Origin of the sequence: Streptomyces sp. GDS52, from assembly GCF_052246875.1 — a bacterium.
In the GTDB taxonomy this organism is placed as follows: domain Bacteria; phylum Actinomycetota; class Actinomycetes; order Streptomycetales; family Streptomycetaceae; genus Streptomyces; species Streptomyces cathayae.
Window position 1 is genome coordinate 641,071 of the sequence record NZ_CM125966.1, and the last position, 23,869, is coordinate 664,939.

Below are 23,869 nucleotides of genomic sequence, written 5' to 3' on the forward strand. Positions count from 1 at the left end.
GGCTGTTCAGCGCAGCAGGTCCTCGGGGCTGCGGGGAACACCCCGGATGTGCCGGCCGGCCTGCTGTATGGCGGTGAGGAGTCCGTGGCCGGTGTCGGCCATGACCAGCCCGTCGACGACGGCTTCGCGCATGACGCCGACGGTGTCCTTCACGGGGATCCCTTTGCGGCGTGCGTAGTGGCCCGCCTCGCCGTCGTCGGTGATCCACACGGAATGGGCGAACTCGCTGCGGTGCTCGATCAGGACCAGGGTTTCCGCCTCGCCCAGGTGTTGCAGTGGCCGGGACGGAGCACCCGCGAAGACGACGCGTCGCGTGCGGTCCACTAACGAGATCTCGGCAGGGTCGTCGATCTCGATGGGTGCGCCGAGCCATCCGCCGCCGGCCACCTCGCTCAGCCCCGGCCAGTAGCGCGACGACCGCTCGGCCTCGGCCGCGACGGCCTGGGTCCAGCGCCCCCGGCCGTCCAGGACCTTCTCCAACAGGGCGAGACGGTCGACCGCCGCGAAGTTGCACAGCACGGTGTTGTCGGGAAACCAGCAGTGGCGCGTCATGGCTGGAAGACCAGGTCCCCCTCGTCGACCGCGGCAGTGCTCGAGGGATCTTCCGGAGGAACGGGCTCGGGTTCGAGCACCTCGCGGAGCCTGTCGGCCTCCCATCCCGTGTAGGCCGCCAACGGCCGCAGGGTGGTCTCTCCGTCCAGGTACGCCTCGTACAGCGTCTGGGCGGGGCGGAAGGGCAGCCGCTTGGTCTGCGCCCAGGCCGTACGGGCCTGGAAGAGGTCGCTCTGCCCGGTCAGCCAGTGGCAGTCCTCGGTGGTGAGTCCGCGCAGCCTGCCGGCGGTCCGCTCGTCGATGAGGCCCAACTGGGAGAGGCGCGCCGCCAGAGCACTGGGTGACACCTGGAAGTGGACCACCAGGGAGGTGAGTTGTTCGTCCGACAGACCGCCTGCCGCCACCGCCGCCTCGATCTCCGACCGGGGCATGAGGAGATGGGCGGCGAACACGTTCGCGCGGACCTCGGTGAGGTCCTTCTGGTGACCGGGGGTCAGGTGGGTCTCCGTCAGGAGGTCCTGTGCGTCCCGGGCCAGGATGTGCCCGAGTTCGTGTGCGAGGGTGAAGCGCTGCCGGGTGGGCACACGGGTCCGGGCGATCATGATGAGCCGGAAGCCGTCCGCCTGCCAGGCGGCACCGTCGATCCCCTCGGGCAGTCCGATCTTGGCCACGTCCACCCCGAAGGTCTGCTCCAGCGCCTGGAGGAGTTCCGCACTGTCCATGCTGCCCACCGGTGGTGACCCCTCGGCGTGCAGCCGGGCGAGCGCGGCTTCCGCGAGCGCCACGCCTTCGTCCACACACCCCTTGTGATCCGTGGGAGCGGTGGGGTGCGACGGGCCGGCCGAGGGCAGTTCGGGCTGCTGCGGCGCCCTGCCGAGGAGGACGAGGACCTCGTGCGCGCTGGTGAAGCGTTCGACGAGGTCCTTGAGGGTGGCACGGCCGTCCCCGCTCATCGCCGACGGCACGGCACGGGCGGCGAAGGCCGGACGCAGCGGGTCGCGGCCGGTCAGCAGCCAGTCGACCGTCGTGTCGCCGAACTCCGCGATGCGCGCCAGGTCCAGGGAGGTGAACCGGCGGACTCCGCTGAGCGACTTGGACAGCTTGTCCGGCGTCAGCCCGACCCTCTCGGCGAACTCCGCCTGCCTGACCGATGCCCTGAGCATGACGCTTCGCACACGATCGGTCACGGTCTCCTTCATGCCCTCACCCTAGGAACCGAATGCGAAAATCGCAACCGGACGGGTCCGGCACGACTCCGATGGCGGGGCGGGCCTTCCGCATCGAGGCCGCTTCGGCCGTCGGGCGCGTCCCACCACTGCCCGCCGGAGCGTGCGGCCGCCGCCCGGACCACCGGGATGCGCCGGCTCGCCCCCCTTCTCTCTGGCCGGACGACACGGATGTGCCCCACCGGCCGTCGAGCGCCCTGTGCGGGACGCAACGGAGCCTGGTCAAGGCCCGGTCGGGTTTCACGAGAACCACCGCCCCCTCCACGCACGTCTGTTCTACGGTGCCATCAGTCACCTTTGACACCGTGACGAGGGAGGGGCCGTGGAGCAGCCCAGGACGGCGTTGGCCGAGCGGATCGCCGAGCAGCGGGCGGGGGCCGGTGATCCGCGGGCGCTGGTGGGTGAGATGCGGCGGTCGGTGCTTCTGGTCCCGTCCGTCGACGGCCGCCTGTGGAGCGCGCATTCGGGTGGGGTGCGGTGGGTGTGCGCCTTCACGGACGAGACGGCGCTGGCCCGCTTCGCCCTTCACCACGGGCCGGGTGACCGGCCGATGGACTACGCGGCGCTGCGGGGTGCCCGCATCGTGGACGAGATCGTGCCGTCTCTGGGCGAGCCCGCCGGCCTGGCGGTGGACATCGCCGACGAAGGCGGGTCGATGTTCTTCCCGCCGGTCACCGGGATCGTTCCCGACGGTGCCGCCCTCGACACCGAAACGACGGAGGGGGGACCTGGCCGTGGGCACTGACGGGACGGATCTGAACTTCGACAAGGCGTCGGTGGCGAGGTTCACCAAGGGGGTGGGTGCCACCATCGACGAGCTGGGCGACCTGGGCGGCGCCACCGGCTCCATCATGGGCAAAGGGTTCTCCCAGCTGTCGATGACCGGGATGGAGACCGGGCACCACGGCCTGTCCGTCGACTTCGAGGACTTCTGCGAACGCTGGGAGTGGGGCGTGCGCGCCCTGGTGAACGACGCCGGCCAGATCGCGAACCGGCTGGGGCTGGCGGCGGGCACCCTGTGGGAGCACGACCAGTACGTGGCAGGCTCGCTGAAGGTGGGGGTCAACGCCCTGATGGGCGGCAACCCGCACGCCTCCGAGGAGGAGATCACCCAGCAGGACTGGGGTGAGGTGTTCACGCCGGACCACCTGGACCCGGACTGGAGCCGTGAGTCGTTCGAGCGGGCCGGCGAGGAGATCGAGCAGACCTGGAAGGACACCGGCCGTTCGCTGCTCACGGAGGGGCGGGGCGGACAGCAGTCGGAGTGGCTCAACGAGCAGTTGGGCATCGACGAGGGCGAGTGGAACCGGGCGCTGGACGAGACGTTCGGCCCGTCGCCCGAGGAACGCCCCCAACAGGCGCAGCAGCAGGGCAGCCAGGGCGGCGACGGGGGTGACTGAGCGTGGGTATCGGCGACTTCATCAAGGACATCACCCCGGACTCGGTGGAGGAGGCGGTCGAGGACGGTGTCGAGTGGCTCGGCGACCGGGTCGAGGGCGCGGGGAACTGGACCGCGGACCGGCTGGACGAGGCCGGCTGGGAGTCGGGTGCGGACTGGGTGCGCGAGCAGTCGCGTTCGGTGGCGAACCGGATGGGCGCCGAGGTCGACGAGATGGACCTCGGAGAGACCGAGGACAGGACCAAGCTGGTCTACGGCAGTCCGGAGAAGATCCGTTCCACCGCTGAGAAACTCCGCTCCTTCCAGAAAGCGTTCGACGACGCCGGTTCCGGGCTGAAGGGTCTGGACTCCTCACAGCTCAAGGGCGAGGCCGCCGAGGCACTGCGCAAGGCGGTGAGCACCCAGCCGCCGAAGTGGTTCACCGGTGCCGACGCCTGCGAGAAGGCGGTCGGCGCGCTGGAGTCGTTCGCCTCCACCGTGAGCTGGGCGCAGGGGCAGGCGCAGACGGCGATCGGCAAGTGGAAGGAAGGGGTCAAGGCGTCCGAGGACGCCGCCGACGCCCACCGCAAGAAGGTCGACGCCTACAACAAGGCCGTCGACCGCTACAACGCCCAGCCCGCCGACAAGCGCGACCCGTCCACGCTTCCGCCGTGTCCGGCGCCGACGTTCGACGACCCGGGCAAGAAGCTGATGCAGGAGGCGCAGGACATCCTCGCCGAGGCCCGCAAGCAGCGGAACACCGCCGCGGAGACCGCCCGCAGCGCGGTCCGCACGGCACGCGACATGGCCCCGGAGAAACCGTCGTACACCCAGCAGGTGGGCGACGGTCTGCAGGAGCTGCAGATCATGGGCGACCACGTCGGCGGCGGGATCATCAAGGGCACGGCGGGACTGCTCACCTTCGTGCGGGGCATCAACCCGCTGGACCCGTACAACCTCACCCACCCGGCCGAGTACGCCACGAACCTCAACAGCCTGGCCTCCGGCCTGGTGCTGGCAGCCAACGACCCGGTCGGCACCGGCAAGCAGATGGTCGGCGACTTCATGAAGGACCCCTACGAGGGTTTCGGCCGGCTGCTGCCCGACGCCGCGCTGACCGTGGCCACCGGCGGGGGCGGTGCCGCGGTCAAGGGCGTGCGCATCGCCGCCGACGCGGCCGACGCCGCGCGGGTCCGCCGCCTGGTCGACGACGCCCCCGACGGCACCCACAACCGGCCCGACGGGTCCCGCACCACCGACGGCACCGACCCCGTCGACCTGGCTTCCGGCCGCATGTTCCTGCCCCAGGCCGACGTGGAGATCCCCGGCATCCTGCCGCTGGTCTTCACCCGGCGCACCGAGTCCGGCTGCACGGCCGGCCGCTTCCTGGGGCCGTCCTGGACCTCCACCGTCGACGAACGCCTGGAGATCGACCCGGTCGGCGTCGTCCACGTCACCGCCGACGGCCTGCTGATCCCCTATCCGCACCCCGTCCCCGGAGCCCCCACCCGCCCCGAGTCCGGCACCACCCGCACCCTGCTGGCCCGCGACGCGGACGGCGACTACACGCTCACCGACCCCGGCACCGGCCTGGTCCGCCACTTCACCGCCCCGCCCGGCGGTGAGCCCGGCGGCGACGGCGACGCCTGGCTGATGTCCGTCACCGAACGCAACGGCCACACCGTCACCGTCGACCGCACCGAGGACGGCCTGCCGACGGCCCTGGTCCACTCGGCCGGCCCCCGGGTGAAGCTGACCACCACCGACGGCCGGATCACCGCCCTCGCCCTGGTCGGCGCGGGCGAGAACGGCGCCGACCTGCCGCTGATGGGCTACGGCTACCGGGACGGCGACCTCACCACCGTCACCAAACCCTCCGGCGCCACCACCACCTTCGCCTACGACGACCGCCGCCGCGTCACCGCCTGGACCGACTCCAACGACAGCCGCTACGACTACGCCTACGACGACCGCGACCGCGTCATCGCCGAAGGCGGCGAGGCCGGCCACATCCAGATCACCCTCGCCTACACCGAACCCGACCCCGCCACCGGCCACCGCACCACCACACTGACCACCGCCGACGGCCGCACCACCCGCCACCTCATCGACCACCGCTGCCGGGTGATCGCCACCACCGACCCGCTCGGCCACACCACCCGCTCCACCTACGACACCCACGGCAACCTGCTCACCCGCACCGACCCGCTCGGCGCCACCACCGCCTACACCTACGACGAGAACAGCCGACTGGTCTGCGCTGTCCGCCCGGACGGCTCCGAACTGCGCATCGTGCGCGGACCTCTCGGGCTGCCGACGCAAGTCGTCGGGCCGGACGGTGCCCGCACGACCTACGCGTACGACGAGCGCGGCAACCGCACCGCGGTCACCGACCCGACCGGGAAAACGACCCGTTCGGTCTACGACGACGCAGGCCGGCTCACCGCCGTCACCGACGCCCTCGAGGACACGACCCGTGTGGTGTGCGACACAGCAGGTCTGATCGTGGCGGTGACCGACCCGTCCGGCGCCACCACCCGCACCGAACGGGACGGGCTCGGCCGTCCGGTCCGTGTCACCGACCCGACGGGCGGGGTCACCCGACTGGACTGGAACTCGGACGGGCAGCTCGTCCGCCGCATCGGGCCGGGCGGCACCAGCGAGTCATGGATCTACGACGGCGAGGGCAACTGCCTCGCCCACACGGACGCCGTCGGCGGCGTCTCGCGCTACGAGTACACCCACTTCGACCTCCCGCTCGCCGGCACCCGGCCCGACGGGAGCCGCTACGAGTTCGAGCACGACAACGACCTGCGTCTCACCCGGGTCACCAACCCGCAGGGTCTGACCTGGACGTACGAGTACGACGCGGTCGGCAACATCGTGTCCGAGACCGACTTCGACGGGCGCACCCTGACCTACCGCATGGACGCCGCGGGTCGGCTCGCCAAGCGGATCGACGCGCTCGGCGGGGCCGTCTCCTTCGAGCGCGACCAGCTCGGCCAGGTCATCCGCAAGGACGTCGACGGCCGGGTGACGACCTACGCCTACGATCGGGCGGGCCGCCTCCTGGAGGCGATCGGACCGGAGAGCGAACTCCGCTACCAGTACGACCGCCGCGGGCAGGTCAAGACAGAACTGGTGGACGGCCGCCCGCTCGTCCACTCCTACGACGCCCTGGGGCGGCGCATCCGCCGGACCACGCCCACCGGCCATGTCACGTCCTACACCTACGCCTCCGACGGACTCCCCCTGCGGCTCACCACGGAGGGCCGGCGGGTCGACTTCCACCACGACGCCGTCGGCCGTGAACTGACCCGTACCTACGGGGACGCGATCACCATGACGTCGGCCTGGGACGAGGCCGGACGGCTCGCCGAGCAGCACATCACCGCCGGAGTCAGAGCCATCGACAGCCGCGCCTACGCCTACCGCGCCGACGGCCACCTGGTCTCCGTCGCGACCCGGCTGTCGGGCACCCGTACCTTCGATCTCGACCGGGCGGGCCGGGTCACCGCCGTCCACGCACAAGGCTGGACGGAGCGATACGCCTACGACGCCGTCGGCAACCAGACCTCGGCCTCCTGGCCGTCCCGCCACCCCGGCAGCGAGGCCATCGGGCCGCGCGCCTACACCGGTACCACCGTCACCCGCGCCGGAGACGTCCGCTTCGGGCACGACGCTCTCGGCCGGATCGTCCTGCGGCAGAAGACCCGCCTGTCCCGTAAGCCCGACACCTGGCGCTACGAGTGGGACACTGAGAACCGTCTCACCTCCGTCACCACCCCGGACGGGACGCGGTGGCGGTACCGCTACGACCCACTGGGCCGCCGCACCGCGAAGCAGCGCCTGGCGGACGACGGCGAGGGCGTGGTCGAGGAGATCCGCTTCACCTGGGACGGCCTCACCCTGTGCGAGCAGACCAGCCACCGGCCGGACGTCCCGAACACGGTCGTCCTCACCTGGGACCACCGGGACGTTGTGCCCCTGGCCCAGACCGAGCGCATCCTCACGGCCGACAGCGGTCAGGAGGAGATCGACCGGCGGTTCTTCGCCATCGCCACCGATCTCGTCGGCACGCCGACCGAACTCATCGACGAGTCCGGGGACATCGCCTGGCGCAGCCGGAGCACGCTCTGGGGCACCACTGCCTGGGCCAGGGACAGCAGCGCCTACATCCCGCTGCGCTTCCCCGGCCAGTACTACGACCCCGAGACCGGCCTCCACTACAACTGCTTCCGTCACTACGACCCCGAGACCGGCCGCTACACCTCCCCGGACCCACTGGGTCTCGCTCCCGCGCCGAATCCTGTGGGCTATGTCGACAACCCGCACACAGGGTGCGACCCGCTGGGCCTGATGCCCAAGTACACGAAGGAGGAAAAAGCCCAACAGGCCAGGGAAAAGGCCATCCAGACCGCGGACGAGGTCATCGAGAGAGCCCAGGGCAACCGGATGAAGAAGGCCGGGAACTACCACGCGGATTCCATGCACAGCTTCAGTGACGAGCGGGTCTTGGAGATCCTCAAGAGCCCAGACGCCGTTTACCACTCGACGGCGGGCAGCGGAAGGCTGACCTTCCGACAAGGGGAGGACATCGTGGTGACAGAGGGTGGAGGTGCAGGGGCGGGCAATGCCATCACGGCGTACGGCCCGTCCGGTACCAGGGGGGACTCCGGTGTGCGGGCACTCGGAGGCCTGCCCTCCGACCCCGGAGGGCCGATTACCCACGCAGACGTGGTGGAGGGCAGGATTCCGGCCAAGAACGGCTACCTGGCTCCCGCGGTGCAGATTCGATGAGGCGGCATTCACCATGAGACTTACCCTCGACGGCGACTGGAGTGCAACGGTGACGGGCAATGCCCTTCGCGTCCCACCGCGCTTCGACTTCCTGGATCAGCGGGTGCGTATCGCGGAGTACACCGACGTGAAGGAATGGCAGCGGTTCCTCGTGGACACGTTCGGCAGCCAGGAGTGGCTGTGGGACGACCCGGACGAGCTCCGGTTCGATCCGGCCGGCCGGGAGCTGGTCGGCGCCGCGTTCCGATTGCCCCACGAAGCGGCCGACCTCGAGGACTGCGCCCGCGTTCCCGCCACACCCCCCGCCCGTCCTGGCGGTCTGCGTGCCGACGAGGTCCGGGATTTCCGCCTGGCGATGACCACCGAGCTCTGCCGCGCCCCCGAAGACGCCGTACTGACCTGCCTGCGCGACCTCGACGTCCTCGACGAGCCGCTGGACGCCCGCATCGGCATCGCTCCCGACGTGGCGCTCCTCGTCCAGGGCGGCGCCGTCGTCGGCTGGAGCCTGACCGACCCGGTCCGGTACGTCACCACCGGGTTCGCCGCTCTCGACCCGGCTCCACCGGCCCAAGCCACCCGGCTCCTGTTCACGGCCTGCATGGACCTAGCCACCACGCCGTGGCTGGACGCGGTGAGGCGCCGTGACCCGGCCGCGGTGTCCGACCTGCGGGAACTGGACCACAGGCTGCGCGACCAACGCGAGGACCGGCACCGCGTCGACGCCCTGCTCTCGCTTGTCGGCAACCTGGTGGAGGATTACGCAAACTCGTGACGTCCATTGATCAGAAGCTCATGGGCTTCTCGTCCAGGACGTGCCGAAGCGGCCGCGGACAGCCCGCACCGCTTCAGGTGCATGCGCCCGGGCTGGGTCAGCCGCACCCGGTACGGCTTCGCGATGAGGCCGCCCACCTGTCGCCGCGTCCACACCTGCTCGCCTCGCCGTCAACGCGGCTACCGGAGAACGACGGCCAGCGGGTGGTGAAGCACAAATTCTGAACCCGGCTCCTCCCCGGGCGGCGGCGCTCGGTGGCAGTCCGTCGGACCCCGGTAAGCCGGTGACCCACGAGGACATCGTGCAGGGCAGGATTCCCACCGACGACGGCTCCATGGCCCCGGCACAGCAGATCAGATGAGGCAAGAATGACCATGAAACTGTCGTTCGACGGCGACTGGTGTGCAACGGTGACGGACGATCCGCTGCGCGTCACTCCCCGCTTCACCGGCGACTCCGTGGATGTCGCGCAGTATGTGGACGTGAAGGAGCGCGAGCGGTTCGTCGCGCATAGCTTCGGTAGCCAGCACTGGCTGTGGGACGCGCCTGACGTCCTCCGGTTCGACCCGGACAGCCGGCAGTTGGCCGGGGTCGAGTTCAGGCTGCCCGAAGAGTCCGTCTCCGCCGAGGACGCCGCTCGGCTTTCCCTCACACCTGCGGTACGCCCGGGTGGGCTCCGCGCCGAAGAGATCCGGGATTTCCGACATGAGATGGGGAAGGTGTTGTGCCGCGCCCCCGACGATTCCGTGCTGTCCTGTCTCCGCGACCTCGACGTCCTCGACGCCCCGCTGGAGGCCCGCATCGGCATCGCCCCCGACGTGGCACTTCTCGTCCAGGACGGCTCCGCCGTCGGCTGGAGCCTGACCGATCCAGTCCGCTATGTGACCAGCGGGTTCGCCGCTCCTGACCCCAACCCGCCCTCCCCCTCCACCCGTCACCTGTTCACTGAATGCCTGGATCTGGTCACCACACCCGTGGTCGAGGACTTGGCGGACGGCGAACCGACCGCCCTGGCCCGGCTGCGGGCCGCCGACGAGGTCCTGCGCGCCCAGCCCGAGGACCGGCACCGGGCCGACGCGCTGCTTGAGATGATCGCCACGTTCATGGAGGATTACGGACGGTGAATCTCCCCCCGGTCCACGCAAGCGGGAAGTGAAGGCGGGGCAGGTGTAGAGGGAATTTTTCGTCCCTGATGACGAAGAAGCGTATGAGGCCGCTGGCGAATGGCCGAATTCGGATGAAAATGGAGTGCGAGTTCCTGCCCTGCGGGACACTTCCGGGAAATAGCTGGCATTTCCCTACGACACTCTATTCCTGGAGAACGCGACATCCTCTTCCGTGTCCTGAGCGACGCCGCGAATTTCTGGGCGGGAAAACCCGAGCTCCCGGGCCAGGGGAAGGTCACCTTCCAGACCGTACTGCTGTGCCCGTCCGAAGTTCAGGAGGAGATGCTCCACAAAATTCACGCATGGTGAATCTCTTTCGTCGGATGTATGGGCAGGACGGCACAGAGTGACTGATTCAGAACACGACATGTCAACGGATCCAAGGGCCGTGCTCGGCACGGACGGCGCCCCTCCTCCCCCGCCGCAGCCGGGCATGTGCTGCCTCACCATCTGCTGTCCCGCGGAAAGTCCGCTCGCGGGCGATGATTTTGCTCGAGGGCAGGAGTCTCCTCTTTGAACGCCCCCGCCGGGTGCCCACCTGCTCCGGTCAGGGTGCGATGCAGAGCGCTACCCGCGACAGGAGACTCTCCCGAATGACTGATCCGGAACTGGTATCCGACCGCAGCCGGAGGGCCGGGGTCTGGCCCCTGATCCGTACTGAGCGAGCGGCGCTGGCGGCCGATCTCGCGGACCTGTCCGACGAGCAGTGGGCGTCACCGTCGCTGTGCAGCGGATTGACGGTGCGCGAGGTGCTGGCACATCTGACCGCGGGGGCCCGCCTCAACGCTGTGCGCTGGCTGGCGGGTGTGATCCGCTGCCGGTTCGACTTCGACAAGCAGGTGGCCATGCGGCTGGCCGAGCAGCTGGGGGCGACCCCGGCCGAGACCCTTGAGCGGTTCCGGCACGTCGTCCCAAGTACGACCAGGCCTCCCCTGCCGGCCGTGGCCATGCTGGGCGAGACGATCGTGCACGCGGAGGACATCCGGCGCCCTCTGGGCATCCACCGTGACTATCCGGTCGAGACGGTCACGCAGGTGGCCGAGTACTACCAGGGGTCGGATCTCGTGGTCGTCGCCAAGGGACGCGTCGAGGGCCTGAAACTCGTCGCCGTCGACGGTCCCTTCGCGACCGGTTCCGGGCCGCTCGTGTCCGGCACCGGCTTGGCCCTGGTGATGGCCATGACCGGGCGCGCGACGTACTGCGACGACCTCGAAGGCGACGGTGTCGCGCTCCTCCGCAGTCGCTGCGGAACGTGACGGACGGCATGCCGGTCGCCTCACCGGGGCACGGGGCGCCCGGCCGCCGCCGTACCGGTCAGAGGCCCGCCCGTGCCAGCAGCACCGGCAGCGCCTCCGGCTTCACCTTCTGCACCGACCTCACCTGCCCGAGTCCCAGTTCGTCCCGGCCCACGGGATCGCGGTACAGCGCCTTCGTCGCCCCGGGGAGCAGAGTCGCCCCGACCAGGTAGGGGATGTCGGGGGCGTCCGGGTCGTTCCAGGGCTCCTGGTCGACCTCGGCCACCGCGGCGACCGCCGGTTCCGGGTGGGTGAAGAAGAACCACAGGCGTTCGCCCTGCTTCATGCGGTTGCGACGGCTGAGCCAGAGTTCGAGTCCGGGCTCCTCCTCCGCCAGCCGACGTATCGCCTCCCTGTCGGACGGCTCCCCGTCCAGCGTGTCTCTCTTCGGATCGAGGATGTAGATCCAGTCCGCCACGGCTTCCCTCTCGGTCAACAGCGGCCCGCCACCGGGCCCTGCATGCACGCCACGCACCGCTCGTACAGCGATCGTCAGGCCACATGGTGCCAAGTCGCTCCGACATCCGCAGCTTCCTGTTCCCGAGGGCTCTCGCTTCCCTGTCCGGCATGACGGCCCCGCACCCGTGGCCGTGCCCCTTCCGAGCGGGCCCGCGTGGGCCGGCGCCCCCCTGCTCCCCGGTTCCCGGTCGACCGCTGCACGCTCTCAAGTCATCAATGTATTCCTCGAGTTGGTCACCATCGGTATGTTCGATTCCAAGAAGTCCTCCACCTCCACGCCTGCCCGCGCCGCTCCGCACTTCCGCTCCTCCGCTCCTCCGCCGCCGACCTCGCCGGGCTTCGTCTGCACGCGGCACAGGTCCGGCGAAGGGGCACCGGCACCTGCGCCCGGCCCTCGCGTACGGCCCGATCGACCGCTCACTCGAACCTGTCCCCCAGTGCGCGCCTCCCGACAAGGAGTTGTCACCGCATGACCGACAACGGCACGCCCGACAGACCGGAGCCGGCCCCCGCACCCCCGTATCCCGCCGCGCCGCCCACCACTCCCCCGGCGCCGGTGACGACCGCCGATCGCCGGGACCGGGCGGGACGGCGCGCTCTGGCGGTCGTCGCCGTCCTCGCCGTCCTCGCCCTCCTGCTGGCCGGCGCCACCGCCTGGTGGGTGCTGGGCAAGGACGACGAGGGGGGAGGCGGTGACCCGCTGGAACACGTCGAGATCTCGGGCGGCAGACTCGTCGTCGACGAGAGCGACAGCGAGTACTGCGACGACACCGACATCTACTCGTACAACGACTGCGACACGGACGCCGACGAGACCTACACGTTCACCTACGAGATCACCAACAAGGGGGACGGGCCCGCCAACTACTCCGTCATCGTCAACGCCTTCGACGACGACGGAGACTTCGTCGGCCAGACCTACGTCGGTGCGACCCATCTGAAGTCCGGCAGGACCGAGTCCGACAAGGGCGAGTTCAGCGAGTACAGCACGCTCGAGGACGACCGCGAGCTGTCCGACATCGCGTCCGTGAAGGTCGCCCACGCCGAACGCACGCCACTGGCCAACTGACCCGGCGCATCAGCCGTCCCGGCGGTGCCCCCGAGAACGTGCGTAGCGTCACGGGACCCGCAGGGCGCCGAGCAGCATCGGGAGCGACGCGTGCAGTTCACGTTCCCAGTACGCCCAGCCATGGGTTCCCGGCCCGTAGAAGTGGGTGGTCACGTGCTCCGCGCCCACCCTCTTCAACTCGGCGGCGAGAGCGTGGTTCTGCCGGTTGAAGTCGGCCTCGAGCGCACTCGTGCCGCCCGGCGGGTCCAGCGGGCCGGTGGTGCCGTCGCCGCACGACAGGTACACGGGGATCGACCGGAGCCGCTCGGCCAGGTGGAACGGGTCGTGGGCCTGCCAGATGCGGCGCTGCGCGACCGGGTCGCCCCAGACCCGCAGCGGGTCGTCGCCCTGGCCGGCGAAGAAGCCCATGATGCGGTCGACCGACTCGTCGTTCAGGAGTGGGTGGGCCGAGCCGGAGTACGCGGCGGTCGCCTTGAACATGCCGGGGTTCCGTGCGGCGTACTGCAGGGCGCCCTGGCCTCCCATCGACAGACCGGCCACGACACGGTCGGCGCCGGCACCCCAGTCACGCTCCAGGAGGTGTCGCAGCTCCACGGTATGGAACGTCTCCCAGGCCGGGTCGCCGCCTCGGCCGTGGTTCCACCAGTCGCTGTACCAGCCGTTCCAGCCCGCCTCCGGCATCACCACGAGGACGTCGCGCAGGCTGTCGGTCCGCGCGACGTCGGTCATCGAGGTCCACGAGGTGTAGTCGCCGCAGCAACCGTGCAGCAGCCAGAGGGTCGGCCAGTGCTGCCGGCGTCGCGCGTCCGGATTCCAGCCGTCGGGGGTGAGCAGGCGGACCTCGACCGTACGGCCGCCCAGGGCCCGCGAGCGGACCGACAGGTCGACCTGCCGGTCGGCGACCCGGGTGACCGCGACGACCTCGGCGCCTCGTGACACCCCGGGACGCGCCCTGTCCGTCGCCGCCTGGACGCCGGTGACGGGAGACCCCGTCGGTGGGGCGGCGGCGAGTGCCGGTGCGGTGGGGGCGAGGGTGAGCAGCAGCACGGCGAGGACGAGGGGAACGCGGGCTCGAAGGGTCAGGACGGCGGTCACGGTCGCGATCACGGCGGCTCCCTGCGGGATCGGTTCGTCGCTGACAACCCATCGGTGCGCGCTGCATGAATATCGGCGGGTTCCCCTTCCGCGTCAAGACCCACGCCCAGCACGCGCGGGACGGTCTGGGAGCTGCGGCCGTGTGGCCGATGACGTGGTCGGACCACCGGACACGGGGCCGGCCTGGTCCGGGGCGGGGCGCCCGTGTCGCGTCCGTCTGTACGACGTGCCGGGCGGGCTGCCCGGCACCGCTCTGCCCTCTCTACCCTCGTTGCAGATCTCCGCGGTTCACCTGGGCGAGGAGCGGCGGCTCGGACTGCCCCTCGTAACCGAGGTGGAGTTCCCGCCGTGCCCGGGTGGCCATGACGTAGTAGGACATCCGCAGTGCGGCGGAGGTCGGATCGGTCGCGGCGTCCTCGTGGGTGTCGGGGATGACGACCGTGTCGAATCCCAGTCCCTTGGCGCTGCGGCGGTGCACGATCACGACGCCGGGCCGGCCGAGGTCGAGGTTGCGGTACTGTCCGCCCCTCGACTGCGATGTGTACAGCTGGGGCTTGAGCCGCGGTGCCCGTTTCTGGATGCTGCCGAGCAGGGAGAACTGGGTGTGTTTGGAAGCGGCGATCACCCCGATGCTCTTCTTGGGCTGCGTCCCGGCCAGCAGGACGAGCAGGTCCGCGACGCCCCGCTCATGGAAGCGGTGCAGGCGTGGCGGCGGGCCTTGACGGTCCGGCAGGTCCGGGGTGTCGGTACCGGTGTGGAAGTGCGCGGCGAAGGACGCGATCTGCTCGGTGTTGCGGTGGTTGCCGGCCACATCGTGGCGGGTGCACTTGCCCAGGTTCCGGGCGATCTCGTCGAGGGTGGAGTTGGTGTCGGTGAGCCGCTGGCACTCGTCCGCGTAGACGGTCGTGCGCGCCCTGAGCATGCGGACGAGCAGGTAGAACTGCGGGGGAAGGTCCTGGCCTTCGTCGACGACCAGGGCGGCGCCGACGGCTCCCGCCGGTTCGGCGGCCCGGTTGAGGAGGGCGTCCCAGTCGTACCAGCCGTCGCCGCCGACCGGTGGAGTGGTTCCGTACCACTCGGCGAGCCAGCTGTGGACGGTCATGACACGGACCGAGCGGTCCGCGGGCCCCAGTGCGTGCACCGTACCGGCGAGCGACTGCCGCAGCAGGTTGGAGTAGGTCAGCAGGACCACCGGTGTGCCGGTGAGGGCCAGCATGACGGCCCGCTGGGCCGCCAGGACGCTCTTGCCGCTGCCCGGCGGGCCGCTGATCAGATGGTTGCCGTCGAAGGGCAGCTCGTCGAGGCCGGCCCGCTGGTCGGGGTCGAGGTCGAGGTAGGTGACGGTCACGGCTGCTCCAGGGCGGTGGCCGCGGCGGTGCGGGCCGCGGCGACGATGGACTGCAGGTATCCGGGGACGCGTTCGCCTCCGACGACGAGAGCACGGTCCAGGAGGGAGTTGCCGGTCTCGCAGCTGGTCTCCGGGAGCAGGGCGCAGGCGTGGCAGGCGGCCCTGTTGAGGTTGCCGAAGCCCTGGCCGCTGTGTTCGGCGCACAGGGGGTCGGCCGAGCACCAGGCTGCCGACTCGGTCATCCGCAGCAGTGTTTCGGCCAGCCGCGGGGGTTCGCCCTGGCGGACGAGTCCGCCCAGGGTGCCCTCGGCGTCTCCGGCGGCGGTGTAGACGAGGATGCCGTACTGGTCCTGATCGGGGCGGGCGTAGATCCGCTCGCGCAGGCTCGCGGTCGTGTACCCGGACTCGAAGGACAGCTGGCGGATGAGGAGGTGGGCGAGGGTGTGCAGGAGGACGAAGCGGGGGGCGAGTTCAGGTCCGGTCACACTCTCCAGACGGTCCTTCTGGAACGAGCGGTCGAGGTCGGCCCGCATGCCTGCGACCCGTCGGCGGACCTCCGCGCCCTGCTCCCATTCCCGGAGCGCGTCGCGGTCCAGGGTGAGGAAGACGCCCTCGCCGAAGACCTCGACGGCGGGCAGCCACTTCAGCCGGCGGGACGTGTCGGCGGCCACGACGGTGGCGTCCGGAGAGACCCGGGTGAAACCGGACAGGGCCCGGACCTCGCGGAGCCGGTCGGCGAGCACGATGCGGCCGAAGCGGCGGGCGAGCCCGGCCCACGGTTCGTCCGTCTCCCCCGCCAGTCCGAGCGTGGTCTCGCGCAGGGCGAAGTCACGGGTGGCGGGCGGGGCGGGCGCCGTGAACGCGGCCCATTCCTCCCGGCTCAGGTCGGGGCGGGCGGGGCCGGCGGGCGTCTGCCCCGGGGAGGCGGCCACGACGGGGGCCGCTTGTCCCGTCTCCTCCGCCAGGAGGGTGTCCAGCAGGCTGTCGTCGGCTCCGGTGTCCTCCTGGATCATCTCCCGGAAGGCGGCGGCGCGCGGCGAGGCGGGGTCCCTGCACAGCAGGACCCACAGATGATGTTCCCGGACCCGGGCCGCGAGCGCGTCGTCGGTGTGCACGGGGACGTCGGTCTCGGGGATGTCCAACGCCGAGTGCACGACGGGGTAGTAGAGGTTGCCCGCCGTGCGCTGCACGATCTGCACCGGACGCGGGCATGCGACGGCCTCGCTCGCACGCTGCCACGGGTTGCGTCCCGAGCAGCGCATGCCGTGGGTGCCGAGGATGTCGAGCAGGTCCCGGGTGGCGCCGCACCCCTTGGCCGTGCAGGCGACGGAGAGCGCTTCGAGGCCGGAGGCCCGTTCCGAGACGAGGAACCGCAGCCTCTCGCGTTCCTCGCAGCGCCGCCGCTCGCCGCCGTCGCGCCGCGAGTGCGCCCAGAACCACCAGTCGACGTCACCGAGGTGCCCGGCCTGGCAGATCTGCACGAACCGCATCGGCGCCAGGGTCCGCGCGGGCGTGCAGGACGGGCAGCGCGGCGCCTGGCCGTGCTTCTCGTCGGCGATCCGCCAGCGCTTCATGCGCCGGCAGGCACCGCAGAACAGCCAGGAGGGGAAGCGGATGTACGGTGCTCCGGGCGCGTCGGCGACGTCGAAGCGGTCGTTGGCGGTGGCGGGCGCGGCGTGGAAACCGGTGACGCCGAGCCGGTCGGCGAGCCGGGGCGAGTCGATCCGCTGCTTGGCGCGGGCCGGCCAGTCGCCGATACCGGCGGCCACGAACGACTCGCCCTGGATGTCGAAGACGGCCCCGACCCCGAAGGGCACCACGGTCTGCGACTGGCGTACCCGGAGTGTGCGGCTCACAGGTCGGCTCCCTTCACTGTCACCTGGCATTCCCGGTCGACGTTGCGCATGGAGTTGGGTGTCTCCCACAGGCCGTGGAGCTGTTCGAAGCTCTTGATGAGGTTGGACTGGCCCTTGCCCTGGCTGCGGTAGTACAGCTCGCGGCCGTCCTTGCGGGCCTGGCGGGCGAGGTCCTCCCAGTCCGCGACCAGTCCGGCGAGTTCCTTGCGGACCGCGTCCCCGGCGGTCGGCTCGGCGGTCTCCGCCCGCTGCGCCAACTCTTCGATCAGCTTTTCCACTTCGGGCAGCCGGTCGAGGATCCGCCCAGCCTGGTTCTCGGCCGCCAAACCGAGCCGGTGCCGTACGAGGACGACGAGCACGGCGTGCAGGGCGCGGCGGCGGGAGGGAACCGACCAGGGGGTGACACTGGTCGGCTCGACGTGCCGGTAGAGGGCCCGGTGGTACACGTCGAAGGTCTCGTAGTGCGAACGGTCCCTGGGGCGGGTGGCGTTGAAGAAGGTCACCACGAGTCCGGGAACGGCGTGCCGGCCCACGCGGCTGGTGGCCTGGATGTACTCGGCGGTCGTCTTGGGCTGGCCCTGCATCAGCATCAGGGCGAGCCGTTTGACGTCGACGCCCACGGAGAGCATGTTCGTGCAGGGCAGGAAGGACACCGACTTCGGGTCGTCCCAGCTCTTCTCCAACCGGTCCAGCAGCACGGGCTGCTCGGCCCGGGGGAGGTTGCTGGTCAGCTCCTCCACCTGGGCGTCCGGCAACGGACGCACCCCAGCCCCGGAGTCGAGTCCGGCGAGCTGGGCGGGGATGTCGTCGGCGGCGGCGGTGACGGTGCGGCCGAGTTCGCGCAGGCTGTGGTGGTAGGCGACCAGGGTCCAGTAGGCGTCCCGGTGTTCCTCCGGGAGCTGCCACGCCCCCTGGAGAAGGGCGGCCGCGGTGGCCACGGAGGCGCGGCCGGCGGTGTGTCCCTGTGCCATGACGCCGAGGTAGCGGCGGCCGGGGCGGGAGGTGTCCGGCTCGGCGAAGTAGGAGTGCCGGGCGTCGAGTCCGGCGGGCGGGAAGAGCTGGACGTCTCCCCCGTACAGGGCGCGGACCTGTTCGCCGGAGCGGCGGATGGTCGCCGTGGACGCCACGACCTTGGGACCGGTTCCGTCCGGCGCGGTGCACAGTCCGAGGACGGCGGCCTCGTACAGGCCCACGGTGGTGCCGAGCGGGCCGGTGAGCAGGTGGAGCTCGTCCTGGATGACGAGGGACGGCGGCAGATGGCCGGTCCCGGCTCCGAAGAGCCGTCCCGCCCGCTGTTCCCAGGCGAGCCGGGCGAACTTGTCGACGGTGCCGAGGACGAAGGTGGGCGGCTTGTCGTACAGGTGCTCGTCCACGACGGCGACGGGCAGTTCGTCGTGGAAGAGGCACGCGTCCCTCGGGCAGAAGAAGGCGAAGGAGTCGGCGCCCGCGCGCACTCCGTAGTCGTCGATGTCGGGCGACTTGTGGGCGGGCAGGATGCGCGTGCCGCACCAGGGGCAGCGGTCCAGGATGAACACGTCGTCGGGGGTGGCGGCCTGGCGTGCGTCGTGGAAGTCGCGGCGCGCCTTCTCGTAGCTGTTCGCGGTGGTGGTCTCACCGACCCACAGACCGATGGAGAAGGGCTCCTCGCCGTATGTGGCCGGGTCGGCGCGGCGCATGGACTCCAGTGCGCACACGGTCGTGGCGGCGCGCTGGAACTGCTGCGTGGTGAGCAGGCTGAGGGTGTACCGGCTGAGCACGGCCGTCCCGCCCCCGTCCCGCTCACCACGGCGCAGCACCATGACGAACGCGGCGAGCAGCAGGTACGCCTCGGTCTTGCCACCACCGGTCGGGAACCAGATCAGGTCCGTCACGGCACGGTCCGGGTGGCGGGGGTCGGCGGTCCCGTCCACGGCCAGCAGGAAGAACGCGAGCTGGAAGGGGCGCCAGGTGGCGTCCGCGTACGGCTGCGGGTCCGGCGGTACGCCGTCGTCGCGGCGGGGACGCCGGGTGCCGGCGAGGTCGGCGGCGGAGTGGCGCATCTGCAGTGCCATGGCCCGGTTGGCGGCCCGGAAGGCGTGCAGCAGTTCGGGGCGTCGAGGGTCGCAGAGGGTCCGTACACCGGACTCGATGCGGGTGACGGCGGCGCTGATGCGATCGAGGACGCGCCGGGCGGCTTCCCTGCCCCACTCGGGCACCTCGCTGTCGAGCTGGTTGAGCTGTCCCACGTACCAGGCGCGGTAGGCGGCGGCGAACTCGGCCAGTTCCTCCCTCAGTTGATCGGCGGAGACGGCGGGGTCGGCGAGGTGGGTGAGCCTGAGCACCGGGGTGTCGGTCAGGCCGGCGGCCCGTACGCCGGTGACCTCGGCCTCGGGCATGACGGCGGCCCGGAGCCCGGTCACGCGGCTGCCGGTCTCCTCGTCGTACACCTCCTCGACGGCGCACCCGTGCCCGACGGCGTGCGTCCGCACGTGCCGGTACTGCAGGCGCAGTTCCTGCTCCTCCTCGTCCCTGCTGGCCAGGCTCACGCTCGGGTACTGGAGCACCCGCCCGTCGACCGGCCGGGCCCGCAGGTCCACTTGGAACAGCATCCCGTCCCAGTGGGCGCTCCTGCCGAGGGCGGGGTCGTGCCGGGCCGCGTTGACGAGGGCGACGGTGACGAGTTTCCCGCTGCCGAAGTCCCTTCGTGTGACCCGGAGTTCCGCTCGGGCGTCCAGCACGGAGACCTGGTCCCGGTCCGGGCCGAGGAGGTGTGTCTCGGCCGGTATCGCGATCCGCTGCCATGTCCGACCACGCTGGCCGCTGCGCGACTGGGTGCGGTAACGGGCGGCGGAGCACTCGACCTCGAGGGTCTCGGCGTCGGTGTAGAAGCTGAATCCGAGGGACGACGGCAGCCAGGAGTTCGACTCCGGCACGGGGTCGCCCGCCGGTGCGGTGTCCTCGGCCCCCCGCTCGGTGCCGGTCCCCTCGAACTCCTCCTTGGCGAGGTCCAACTGCCCCTGCAGGTCGGCTTCCTGCGGGTAGAGGGTGCCCATGAGGTACTGCCGGTCGGGTGGTGCGTCGAGCGTCTCGTCGTCGCCACCGGCCGGGCCGACGAGTTGCCGTCGCAGGTAGGAGACGAGTTCCTGTCTGGGGTCCATGGGAGTTCCTGGTGCTCTTCTGAGGAAGGGGGTGTGGTGTGCGTCTGTGGGTCAGGAGCGGAGCCAGCGGTCCCGCAGGGAGCCGCGGCTCCGGACGGCCTCCTGTGCCGCGGCCAGCTGTGCCTGGACGTCGCCGAGTCGTGTCTGCAGTTCGGTGATCCGGAGCCAGGCGTCGTGCTCGCTCTGCGCGATGCGCCGGGCCGCCTGCTGCTCGGCCTCCTCGGCGCGCCGACGGGCCGCCTCGACGAGCAGTTTCTGCTGTTCGACGGCCGCTTCGGCCTCGCGCAGCCGCGCCTCGACTTCGGCGACCCGCACCTGGGCACCCTGGAGGTACTCCTCGCGCGCCGACGCCGCGGCACGTTCGCGTTCGGCGATGGTCGCCTCGGTCTTGCGCAGCCTCGTCTCCAGCTCGGCGGCCCACGCCCCGGCGGCGCGTTCGCGTTCGGTGGTGGTCGCCCGGGCCCCCGCCAGCCGTGCCTCGAGGTCCGCGATACGGGCCTCGGCGCCCTCGCGGTACTCCCGCAGTCTCCGCTCCAGGACGTGGACCCGCTCCTCGGCGCCCTCCGCCCTCTGGGCGGCCTCCTCTTGGTGCTCGGTCCTGCGCAGCAGCGCCTGGTACGCCTCGTGGTGCTGCGCGATGCGTTGTTCGGCCTCGGCACGGACGCGCCGCCCGTGACGGAGCATCACCGTGTCCATGCGCGTGAGCAGGATGTTCTCCCAGGTGTCGATCTCCTGCTCGGCCACCGCACGGGCTGCGGCGAGACGCTGCTCGACGGCCTGCCGTTCATCGGCGAGACTCCTCTCGGCGGCCTGGCGCTCCTGCGCGAGACGCCGATCCGCAGCCTGCCGTACCTCGGCGAGCCTCTGCTCACGGATCCGGTGCTCTTCCTCGAGGCGCAGCTCGGCGGACTCACGCTGCTCAGCGAGCCGTCGCTCGTACTCCTCCTTGAAACGCGCCTCACGCACCTCGTACTCAGCCCGGAGAGCGGCGTCCGGCCCCTCTGTTGTCGACACGTCGACAGGGATGGTTTCGGCTTCTCCCGGCTCGGCTTCCGCCGGCTCATCGGTGACCTGCTGACCACCTGACGGAACCGCGTCCGTGGAGGGCTGCACCGCGGACTCCTCCGCGGCGGTCCGGGTCTCCTCGGGTTCGCTCGCTTCGCCGGGCACCGGCGCCTGCTCGTTCCGTTCCGCCTGCGCGTCGGCGAACTCCCGCAAGGCGTCGCGGACGGCGAGGCGCGACTCACCGCGCACCAGGGGCCGATCGGTCAGGTAGGTCCGTGGGGTCACCCCGCGGAGGACCTCGGCAGGCCGCTCGAAGAAGTGCTCGGGCCTGAGCCCCAGCTCCTTGACCATGTCGAAGACGCCTTCGAGCACTTCGAGTGCCTTGACCACCTGGCGGTCGAGCATGCCCCGCTGCCGCGCGGCGCGGACCACGGCCTCGGCGGCGGACGAGCCGAGCAGCGTCCCCAGTTGCAGGCGTCCCACGGCCAGCAGCGCGTACTCGGCGAGCCATGCGACGTCCCCGCCGAACGGCGGCCGGACCAACGCCGTGGCCCTGGCCCAGTCGGCGGTGAACTGCAGACTGACGGCGGCACCGGTCTCCCGGGCTTCAGCCCCCACCGAGGGATCGTCTCGGGGCGACTCGGCAACCACCGGGGCTCGCACGGTCTCGGCCGTCGCCTCCGCACCGGGTGCTTCCGCAGCCGGCTCGGCCTCATCCGCCTCCGCGTCCGGGACCGCTTCGGGCGTCGAGGGCACCTCCTCGACACCAACGGCCCGGTCGGCGTCCGCACTCTCCTCCGCGCCCGGAACCGCCTCGGCCTCTGCTCTCGTCTCGGCCCTTGCGCCTTCCTCGGCACACACCGGTTCCTCGGACTCCGGCATCCCCACCATGACCGGTGCCTCGACGATCGGCGCACCCTCGCCCACCTGGTGTCCGGCCTCCATCGGCGCCGACGCCACGGTCACCTGCGGCTCCGTCCCGGCCGCCCGGGCGCCCCGCTCCGCCCTCGCCCTGCGGAGGGCGAGCCGGGCGCGGGCGGTGCGCGCCGCGTGGGTGGCGCGGGCGATCCGGGCCAGACGTGCCGCCTCCGCCGCCCTCTCCGCCGCCCGTTCGGCCTCCTCGCACACGGCGTCCAGGCCGACGCCGGTGAGGCCCGCCCTACGCAGCCGCTCCTGGAACACGGGCCGCGCCTTCACCTCGAGCTGTCGGATGCGCTCCCGCGTGACACCGAACTCGCGGCCGAGCTCGTCCAGCGTCGACGGCTCGTCCCCGTCGAGTCCGAGGCGACGCACCAGGATCCGGCGCTCCCGCTCCGGGAAGGTGTCCACGACCGCCAGCGCCGCCTCGACGTGCAGCGCGTCCACCACCTGCTTCTCCACCGACGGCAGCACGTGCGTCCGGCCCACGAAGTCCGCCAGGGTCGCGCCGTCCCCGATCACGCGGTCCAGGGAGTCGGTGCGACGGGTGAGGCGCCGGATCTCCTCCACCTTCTGCAGGGTCATGTCGCACATCACCGCGACGTCGGCAGCGGTCGCGGGGCGCCCTTCTGCCGCAAGGGCGCGTTCCGTCCCGGCCACCTTCCGCATCTGTTCGTGCATGTGCACCGGGATGCGGATGACAGCGCCTTCGTCGGCGATGGCCCGGGTGATGGCCTGACGGATCCACCAGGTGGCGTACGTGGAGAACTTGAAGCCCTTGGTCGGGTCGAACTTCCGGGCGGCTCGCAGCAGACCGAGGAAGCCGTGCTGGAGCAGGTCGTCGTAGTCGAGGCCCTGCTCCAGGTGCAACCGGACCAGGGAGTGCACGAGGCGCTGGTTGTGCAGGACGAGGCAGTCCCGGGCACGGATCCTGAGGTCGTCGGGCGGCAGTGCCTTCAGTTCCTCTTCGTCCAGTGCCCGTGCGATGTGGTCCGCTCCGCCCCGGATCAGCGCGGCCAGGCCCACCTCGGCCTGTGCGCTCAGCAGCCGGTCGGCGGGGTGCCGCTCGTACCGGTCGGCGTCCAGCACGGCGTACGCCGCGGCGAGCGCCTCGCCGAGGTCTCCGGGCGCCGTCTCCTCTGCGGGGGGCTCGCCCTCCGGGTCCGCCCGATCCGGCTCGTCCGCCTCCGTTTCGGCGAGGACGCCCTCCCAGCCGTCTTCCTGCGCCCCCTCCGACACCGCCGCCTCGCCGGTGCCCCCACCGCCCCGCTCCTCCGGTTCCGGTCGCTCCGGGCCGTGTTCGGCCTCCGGATTCCGCACCGGTGTCCCCGCGCGCAGCTGCGCGGCCTCGTGGGCCTGGAGTCCGGCGAGCCTCACGACACCGTCCAGGACGCGAGAGGTCACGTAGCCGTCGGCGTCGAGGTAGCGCTTTATCAGGTTGTGCACCGGCTGCATCCGTGGGGACACATTTCCCCCCGGATTCTGTACAACCTTTTCACCGTTCCGCTTGTCACCTTCTGCGTGCACATGCAACTTCCGCACGGGCAGGCCCAGCCGACCCAGCTCGTCACGCAGCCGGTCCTGCTCGGCGTCCCCCAAGGCGAGCGCCCGCACGCTTTCGACGAAGACGTGCTCCGGCACGACCCCGTCCACAGCACTGCCTCGCAGCCGCACCAACAACCCGCCGAGCGCCGTGCGCAGATCGGACGATCCGTCGCCGACCAAAGACCGCTGCGCCATTGGCCCACCCTTCACCGTTCCCGGCGTCACCATAGAGTTGCCACGTTGACGAT

At 71.1% G+C, this 23,869-nt stretch carries 15 protein-coding genes; 7 read left to right on the forward strand and 8 right to left on the reverse strand.

The window, feature by feature from the left end:
* Window positions 1-6: 6 nt before the first annotated feature.
* Window positions 7-552 carry a hypothetical protein gene (locus tag ACTWJ9_RS03055; RefSeq protein WP_279332474.1) on the reverse strand — a complete coding sequence of 182 codons (546 nt, stop codon included), beginning with the start codon at window positions 550-552 and terminating at the stop codon, window positions 7-9.
* Window positions 549-1,751 (reverse strand): helix-turn-helix domain-containing protein, encoded by a 1,203-nt coding sequence (locus ACTWJ9_RS03060; RefSeq protein ID WP_279332475.1) that lies wholly within the window; start codon window positions 1,749-1,751, stop codon window positions 549-551. The genes ACTWJ9_RS03055 and ACTWJ9_RS03060 overlap by 4 nt, the downstream gene beginning before the upstream one ends.
* A 349-nt stretch (window positions 1,752-2,100) precedes the next feature.
* On the opposite strand from ACTWJ9_RS03060, the gene ACTWJ9_RS03065 reads away from it, so the two are divergent.
* The 6 genes from ACTWJ9_RS03065 to ACTWJ9_RS03090 all read left to right on the forward strand — a co-directional run bounded on the left by ACTWJ9_RS03065 (window position 2,101) and on the right by ACTWJ9_RS03090 (window position 11,150).
* Window positions 2,101-2,523: a hypothetical protein gene (locus tag ACTWJ9_RS03065; protein WP_387034519.1), complete on the forward strand. Its 423-nt coding sequence runs from the start codon at window positions 2,101-2,103 to the stop codon at window positions 2,521-2,523.
* Window positions 2,513-3,178, forward strand: coding sequence for a hypothetical protein (locus ACTWJ9_RS03070; protein ID WP_443295141.1), 666 nt, complete (start codon window positions 2,513-2,515; stop codon window positions 3,176-3,178). The genes ACTWJ9_RS03065 and ACTWJ9_RS03070 overlap by 11 nt, the downstream gene beginning before the upstream one ends.
* A gap of 2 nt (window positions 3,179-3,180) precedes the next feature.
* Window positions 3,181-7,956, forward strand: coding sequence for a putative T7SS-secreted protein (locus tag ACTWJ9_RS03075; protein WP_443295142.1), 4,776 nt, complete (start codon window positions 3,181-3,183; stop codon window positions 7,954-7,956).
* Window positions 7,957-7,969: 13 nt separating this feature from the next.
* The gene (locus ACTWJ9_RS03080) at window positions 7,970-8,728 is read left to right on the forward strand and encodes a hypothetical protein (RefSeq protein ID WP_279332479.1); all 759 of its coding nucleotides are present in this window, start codon (window positions 7,970-7,972) and stop codon (window positions 8,726-8,728) included.
* Window positions 8,729-9,096: 368 nt separating this feature from the next.
* Window positions 9,097-9,852, forward strand: coding sequence for a hypothetical protein (locus ACTWJ9_RS03085; protein WP_387034527.1), 756 nt, complete (start codon window positions 9,097-9,099; stop codon window positions 9,850-9,852).
* A gap of 635 nt (window positions 9,853-10,487) precedes the next feature.
* Window positions 10,488-11,150, forward strand: coding sequence for a maleylpyruvate isomerase family mycothiol-dependent enzyme (locus ACTWJ9_RS03090; protein ID WP_387034529.1), 663 nt, complete (start codon window positions 10,488-10,490; stop codon window positions 11,148-11,150).
* A 58-nt stretch (window positions 11,151-11,208) separates the two neighbouring features.
* Here the strand turns inward: ACTWJ9_RS03090 and ACTWJ9_RS03095 are convergent, their stop codons facing one another.
* Window positions 11,209-11,625, reverse strand: a complete 417-nt coding sequence (locus ACTWJ9_RS03095) for a hypothetical protein (RefSeq protein ID WP_279332483.1) — start codon at window positions 11,623-11,625, stop codon at window positions 11,209-11,211.
* Window positions 11,626-12,117: 492 nt separating this feature from the next.
* Here ACTWJ9_RS03095 and ACTWJ9_RS03100 point away from each other — a divergent pair, with 492 nt between their 5' ends.
* Window positions 12,118-12,717, forward strand: coding sequence for a hypothetical protein (locus ACTWJ9_RS03100; protein WP_388704894.1), 600 nt, complete (start codon window positions 12,118-12,120; stop codon window positions 12,715-12,717).
* A gap of 48 nt (window positions 12,718-12,765) precedes the next feature.
* On the opposite strand, the gene ACTWJ9_RS03105 is transcribed toward ACTWJ9_RS03100, so the two are convergent.
* The 5 genes from ACTWJ9_RS03105 to ACTWJ9_RS03125 all read right to left on the reverse strand — a co-directional run bounded on the left by ACTWJ9_RS03105 (window position 12,766) and on the right by ACTWJ9_RS03125 (window position 23,816).
* Window positions 12,766-13,824: an alpha/beta hydrolase gene (locus ACTWJ9_RS03105; RefSeq protein ID WP_443295143.1), complete on the reverse strand. Its 1,059-nt coding sequence runs from the start codon at window positions 13,822-13,824 to the stop codon at window positions 12,766-12,768.
* A gap of 250 nt (window positions 13,825-14,074) precedes the next feature.
* Window positions 14,075-15,160 (reverse strand): DNA helicase, encoded by a 1,086-nt coding sequence (locus ACTWJ9_RS03110; RefSeq protein WP_443295144.1) that lies wholly within the window; start codon window positions 15,158-15,160, stop codon window positions 14,075-14,077.
* A complete protein-coding gene (drmB, locus tag ACTWJ9_RS03115) occupies window positions 15,157-17,016 on the reverse strand; it encodes a DrmB family protein (RefSeq protein WP_443295145.1) in 1,860 nt (619 codons plus the stop codon). Before drmB ends, ACTWJ9_RS03110 begins: the two co-directional genes overlap by 4 nt.
* Window positions 17,013-20,153, reverse strand: a complete 3,141-nt coding sequence (locus ACTWJ9_RS03120) for a helicase-related protein (protein ID WP_443295146.1) — start codon at window positions 20,151-20,153, stop codon at window positions 17,013-17,015. The genes drmB and ACTWJ9_RS03120 overlap by 4 nt, the downstream gene beginning before the upstream one ends.
* Window positions 20,154-20,204: 51 nt before the next feature.
* Window positions 20,205-23,816 carry a sigma-70 family RNA polymerase sigma factor gene (locus tag ACTWJ9_RS03125; protein WP_443295147.1) on the reverse strand — a complete coding sequence of 1,204 codons (3,612 nt, stop codon included), beginning with the start codon at window positions 23,814-23,816 and terminating at the stop codon, window positions 20,205-20,207.
* Window positions 23,817-23,869 lie beyond the last annotated feature (53 nt).